This window comes from Herminiimonas glaciei, assembly GCF_042664955.1.
GTDB classification, from domain to species: Bacteria; Pseudomonadota; Gammaproteobacteria; order Burkholderiales; family Burkholderiaceae_D; genus Oxalicibacterium; species Oxalicibacterium glaciei.
The window spans coordinates 1-5802 of record NZ_JBHTBU010000004.1 but is presented as its reverse complement, the minus strand read 5'-3'; the positions used below and the strand labels follow the sequence as shown (position 1 = coordinate 5802).

The 5802-nt window shown below is 50.0% G+C and carries 2 tRNA genes and 3 rRNA genes; all 5 read left to right on the top strand.

Features of this window, described 5'->3' with window-relative positions:
• Window positions 1-485: 485 nt before the first annotated feature.
• The 5 genes from ACFQPC_RS18230 (at window position 486) to rrf (ending at window position 5749) form a co-directional block, all read left to right on the top strand.
• Window positions 486-2018: ribosomal RNA gene (locus ACFQPC_RS18230) — 16S ribosomal RNA — on the top strand.
• Window positions 2019-2140: 122 nt separating this feature from the next.
• A tRNA-Ile gene (locus ACFQPC_RS18225) sits at window positions 2141-2217 on the top strand.
• Window positions 2218-2239: 22 nt separating this feature from the next.
• Window positions 2240-2315 (top strand) — tRNA-Ala (locus tag ACFQPC_RS18220).
• Between the two features lie 302 nt (window positions 2316-2617).
• A 23S ribosomal RNA gene (locus ACFQPC_RS18215) occupies window positions 2618-5490 on the top strand.
• A gap of 146 nt (window positions 5491-5636) precedes the next feature.
• A 5S ribosomal RNA gene (gene rrf / locus ACFQPC_RS18210) occupies window positions 5637-5749 on the top strand.
• The 16S, 23S and 5S rRNA genes sit together here with 2 tRNA genes alongside, the layout of an rRNA operon.
• The last annotated feature ends 53 nt before the right edge of the window (window positions 5750-5802 follow it).

The window sequence follows — 5802 nt, the reverse complement described above, 5'->3', positions numbered from 1 at the left end:
AAAGCGCTTGCCAACTTCAAAGAAGCTTTGCTATAGTTCGGCTCCCGTCGCAGAACACGCAGCGAAACGCGAAGTAAGCGAGCTGAAATGTGAGTGTGATGGGGGTGTAGAAGTGGTGGTTTTGGTTACGTCGTTTTGAAGAAATTTAAAACGAATCTTTTTAAAAAGTTTCTTAAAAAGATGTTGACGAAAACTGAAACATGCCACATAATCTCATCTCTCTGCTGCTGACGAACAAAACGATTCGCGGCGCTGCAAACAGCTAAGGTTGAATGCGAAGCAGGCAAGGTTCTTTAAAAATTAACAGCCGATAAGTGTGGGCGTTTAATGGAAGCGCGGCAGTGAATTTATTCGCTGTCATAACTTTAAACATTAAATGCTCACAAAGAAATATAGATACTTTCAGTTAAATGAAAGTACCTGTCAGTATTTTGAGTGAGCGACCGGTTCGAAAGAACCTGGCAGCAATGCCAAAAACAGAGATTGAACTGAAGAGTTTGATCCTGGCTCAGATTGAACGCTGGCGGCATGCCTTACACATGCAAGTCGAACGGCAGCACGGGTGCTTGCACCTGGTGGCGAGTGGCGAACGGGTGAGTAATATATCGGAACGTACCCTAGAGTGGGGGATAACGCAGCGAAAGTTGCGCTAATACCGCATACGATCTACGGATGAAAGTGGGGGATCGCAAGACCTCATGCTCATGGAGCGGCCGATATCTGATTAGCTAGTTGGTGGGGTAAAAGCCTACCAAGGCATCGATCAGTAGCTGGTCTGAGAGGACGACCAGCCACACTGGAACTGAGACACGGTCCAGACTCCTACGGGAGGCAGCAGTGGGGAATTTTGGACAATGGGCGCAAGCCTGATCCAGCAATGCCGCGTGAGTGAAGAAGGCCTTCGGGTTGTAAAGCTCTTTTGTCAGGGAAGAAACGGTGAGGGCTAATATCCTTTGCTAATGACGGTACCTGAAGAATAAGCACCGGCTAACTACGTGCCAGCAGCCGCGGTAATACGTAGGGTGCAAGCGTTAATCGGAATTACTGGGCGTAAAGCGTGCGCAGGCGGTTATGTAAGTCAGATGTGAAATCCCCGGGCTCAACCTGGGAATGGCATTTGAGACTGCATGGCTAGAGTGTGTCAGAGGGGGGTAGAATTCCACGTGTAGCAGTGAAATGCGTAGAGATGTGGAGGAATACCGATGGCGAAGGCAGCCCCCTGGGATAACACTGACGCTCATGCACGAAAGCGTGGGGAGCAAACAGGATTAGATACCCTGGTAGTCCACGCCCTAAACGATGTCTACTAGTTGTCGGGACTTAATTGTCTTGGTAACGCAGCTAACGCGTGAAGTAGACCGCCTGGGGAGTACGGTCGCAAGATTAAAACTCAAAGGAATTGACGGGGACCCGCACAAGCGGTGGATGATGTGGATTAATTCGATGCAACGCGAAAAACCTTACCTACCCTTGACATGTACGGAACCTCTGAGAGATTAGAGGGTGCTCGAAAGAGAGCCGTAACACAGGTGCTGCATGGCTGTCGTCAGCTCGTGTCGTGAGATGTTGGGTTAAGTCCCGCAACGAGCGCAACCCTTGTCATTAGTTGCTACGAAAGGGCACTCTAATGAGACTGCCGGTGACAAACCGGAGGAAGGTGGGGATGACGTCAAGTCCTCATGGCCCTTATGGGTAGGGCTTCACACGTCATACAATGGTACATACAGAGGGCCGCCAACCCGCGAGGGGGAGCTAATCCCAGAAAGTGTATCGTAGTCCGGATTGTAGTCTGCAACTCGACTACATGAAGTTGGAATCGCTAGTAATCGCGGATCAGCATGTCGCGGTGAATACGTTCCCGGGTCTTGTACACACCGCCCGTCACACCATGGGAGCGGGTTTCACCAGAAGTAGGTAGCCTAACCGCAAGGAGGGCGCTTACCACGGTGGGATTCGTGACTGGGGTGAAGTCGTAACAAGGTAGCCGTATCGGAAGGTGCGGCTGGATCACCTCCTTTCTAGAGTTTGCGTGAAAGTTAAGCGTCCACACTTATCGGGCTGTTAGTAAGAAAAGAACAGTGAATGTCGGCAGTGCGCAGGCAGTAATGCTTGTGCGGTGTTGGTTGGTACTGATCCAAACGGGTCTGTAGCTCAGTTGGTTAGAGCACCGTGTTGATAACGCGGGGGTCGTTGGTTCGAGCCCAACCAGACCCACCAAGAAATACGTAGTACCGGTTTCGGGGGTTTAGCTCAGCTGGGAGAGCACCTGCTTTGCAAGCAGGGGGTCGTCGGTTCGATCCCGTCAACCTCCACCAAGATGTCAAACCTAAGTTGATCTGCATGCAAGTGCAGACGTGATTTAGGTTTGATCTTTTAGATAGATCATTGGCTGTTTTTGTTCTTTAACAATTTGGAAGAAGTAAAGATTTATTGGTGCGAACCAATGATGCGGAAGCATTGTTAGTTTGCGCTGATGGGTTGTGATTGTATCAAATCAAATAGTATTGACGATCAGCTGCTCGCAAGGGCAGTCCAGTGTCAATACAGCAAACACGTAGTACTTGTTTGCCTTATAGCCGTCTTTCAGTTGCTTGCAACTGAGAGGCTAAAGTTATAGGGACAAGCGAATAAGTGCACATGGTGGATGCCTTGGCGATATCAGGCGATGAAGGACGTAGTAGCTTGCGATAAGCTGCGGGGAGCTAGCAAACAAGCTTTGATCCGCAGATTTCCGAATGGGGAAACCCGGCCCTCTGGGTCATCACTCACTGAATACATAGGTGTGTGAAGCGAACGCGGCGAACTGAAACATCTAAGTAGCTGCAGGAAAAGAAATCAACCGAGATTCCCAAAGTAGTGGCGAGCGAAATGGGAACAGCCGCAAGTTTTAGCATCAGATATAGTGGAATGCTCTGGAAAGTGCAGCCATAGAGGGTGATAGCCCCTTACACGAAATATGTGGTGTGGAACTAAGCTTGCAACAAGTAGGGCGGGACACGAGAAATCCTGTCTGAACATGGGGGGACCATCCTCCAAGGCTAAATACTCGATATCGACCGATAGTGAACCAGTACCGTGAGGGAAAGGCGAAAAGAACCCCGGAAGGGGAGTGAAATAGATCCTGAAACCGTGTGCATACAAACAGTAGGAGCGGACTTGTTCCGTGACTGCGTACCTTTTGTATAATGGGTCAGCGACTTACATTCAGTGGCAAGGTTAACCGTATAGGGAAGCCGTAGAGAAATCGAGTCCGAATAGGGCGTTCAGTCGCTGGGTGTAGACCCGAAACCAAGTGATCTACTCATGGCCAGGTTGAAGGTGCGGTAACACGCACTGGAGGACCGAACCCACTAATGTTGAAAAATTAGGGGATGAGCTGTGGGTAGGGGTGAAAGGCTAAACAAACTTGGAAATAGCTGGTTCTCTCCGAAAACTATTTAGGTAGTGCCTCAAGTATCACCATCGGGGGTAGAGCACTGTTATGGCTAGGGGGTCATCGCGACTTACCAAACCATTGCAAACTCCGAATACCGATGAGTGCGAGCTTGGGAGACAGACGTCGGGTGCTAACGTCCGGCGTCAAGAGGGAAACAACCCAGACCGCCAGCTAAGGTCCCAAAGATTGGCTAAGTGGAAAACGAAGTGGGAAGGCTAAAACAGTCAGGAGGTTGGCTTAGAAGCAGCCATCCTTTAAAGAAAGCGTAATAGCTCACTGATCGAGTCGTCCTGCGCGGAAGATGTAACGGGGCTAAGCCAGTCACCGAAGCTGCGGATATGCGTAAGCATATGGTAGGAGAGCGTTCTGTAAGCCTGCGAAGGTGTCTTGTAAAGGATGCTGGAGGTATCAGAAGTGCGAATGCTGACATGAGTAGCGATAATGGGGGTGAAAAGCCTCCACGCCGTAAGCCCAAGGTTTCCTGTTCAACGTTCATCGGAGCAGGGTGAGTCGGCCCCTAAGGCGAGGCAGAGATGCGTAGCTGATGGGAAGCAGGTTAATATTCCTGCACCGTCGTTAGATGCGATGGGGGGACGGATCGCGGAAGGTTGTCCGGGTGTTGGATGTCCCGGTTCCTGTGTCATAGAAGGCTGTTAGGCAAATCCGGCAGCGTAATTCAAGGGCATGGGACCAACGAATTTATTCGTGAAGCAATCGGAAGTGGTTCCAAGAAAAGCCTCTAAGCTTCAGTCTAACGAGACCGTACCGCAAACCGACACAGGTGGGCGAGATGAGTATTCTAAGGCGCTTGAGAGAACTCGGGAGAAGGAACTCGGCAAATTGGTACCGTAACTTCGGGATAAGGTACGCCCTTGTAGTTTGACTACTTTACTGTAGAAGGACGAAGGGGTTGCAATAAACTGGTGGCTGCGACTGTTTAATAAAAACACAGCACTATGCAAACACGAAAGTGGACGTATATGGTGTGACTCCTGCCCGGTGCTGGAAGATTAAATGATGGGGTGCAAGCTCTTGATTGAAGTCCCAGTAAACGGCGGCCGTAACTATAACGGTCCTAAGGTAGCGAAATTCCTTGTCGGGTAAGTTCCGACCTGCACGAATGGAGTAACGATGGCCACACTGTCTCCTCCCGAGACTCAGCGAAGTTGAAATGTTTGTGATGATGCAATCTACCCGCGGCTAGACGGAAAGACCCCATGAACCTTTACTGTAGCTTTGCATTGGACTTTGAACCAATCTGTGTAGGATAGGTGGGAGGCTTTGAAGCGGGGACGCTAGTTCTCGTGGAGCCAACCTTGAAATACCACCCTGGTTTGTTTGAGGTTCTAACCTTGGTCCGTTATCCGGATCGGGGACAGTGCATGGTAGGCAGTTTGACTGGGGCGGTCTCCTCCCAAAGTGTAACGGAGGAGTTCGAAGGTACGCTAGGTACGGTCGGACATCGTGCTAATAGTGCAATGGCATAAGCGTGCTTAACTGCGAGACTGACAAGTCGAGCAGGTACGAAAGTAGGACATAGTGATCCGGTGGTTCTGTATGGAAGGGCCATCGCTCAACGGATAAAAGGTACTCTGGGGATAACAGGCTGATTCCTCCCAAGAGTTCATATCGACGGGGGAGTTTGGCACCTCGATGTCGGCTCATCACATCCTGGGGCTGTAGCCGGTCCCAAGGGTATGGCTGTTCGCCATTTAAAGTGGTACGTGAGCTGGGTTTAAAACGTCGTGAGACAGTTTGGTCCCTATCTGCCGTGGGCGTTGGAAATTTGAAGGGGGCTGCTCCTAGTACGAGAGGACCGGAGTGGACGAACCTCTGGTGTACCGGTTGTCACGCCAGTGGCATTGCCGGGTAGCTAAGTTCGGAAGAGATAACCGCTGAAAGCATCTAAGCGGGAAACTTGCCTTAAGATGAGATTTCCCAGAGCCTTGAGCTCTTTGAAGGGTCGTTCGAGACCAGGACGTTGATAGGTCAGGTGTGGAAGTGCAGTAATGCATTAAGCTAACTGATACTAATTGCCCGTACGGCTTGTCCCTATAACCTTAGCAGGTGTAGGCATGCAAGTAACGTGTGTGATTTGATACATGAAATCACAACCAGTAATACAAAATTTACTTCTTCCAGATTGGGTTATTTGCTCAAGTCAGATTCAACGACTTAGCAGGTAACTTTACAAGTTATGCCTGATGACCATAGCGAGTTGGTACCACCCCTTCCCATCCCGAACAGGACCGTGAAACGACTTTGCGCCGATGATAGTGCTGCAACCAGTGTGAAAGTAGGTCATCGTCAGGCTTTTATTTAGAAAACCCTTCAGTAGAAATACTGGAGGGTTTTTGCTTTTGCGC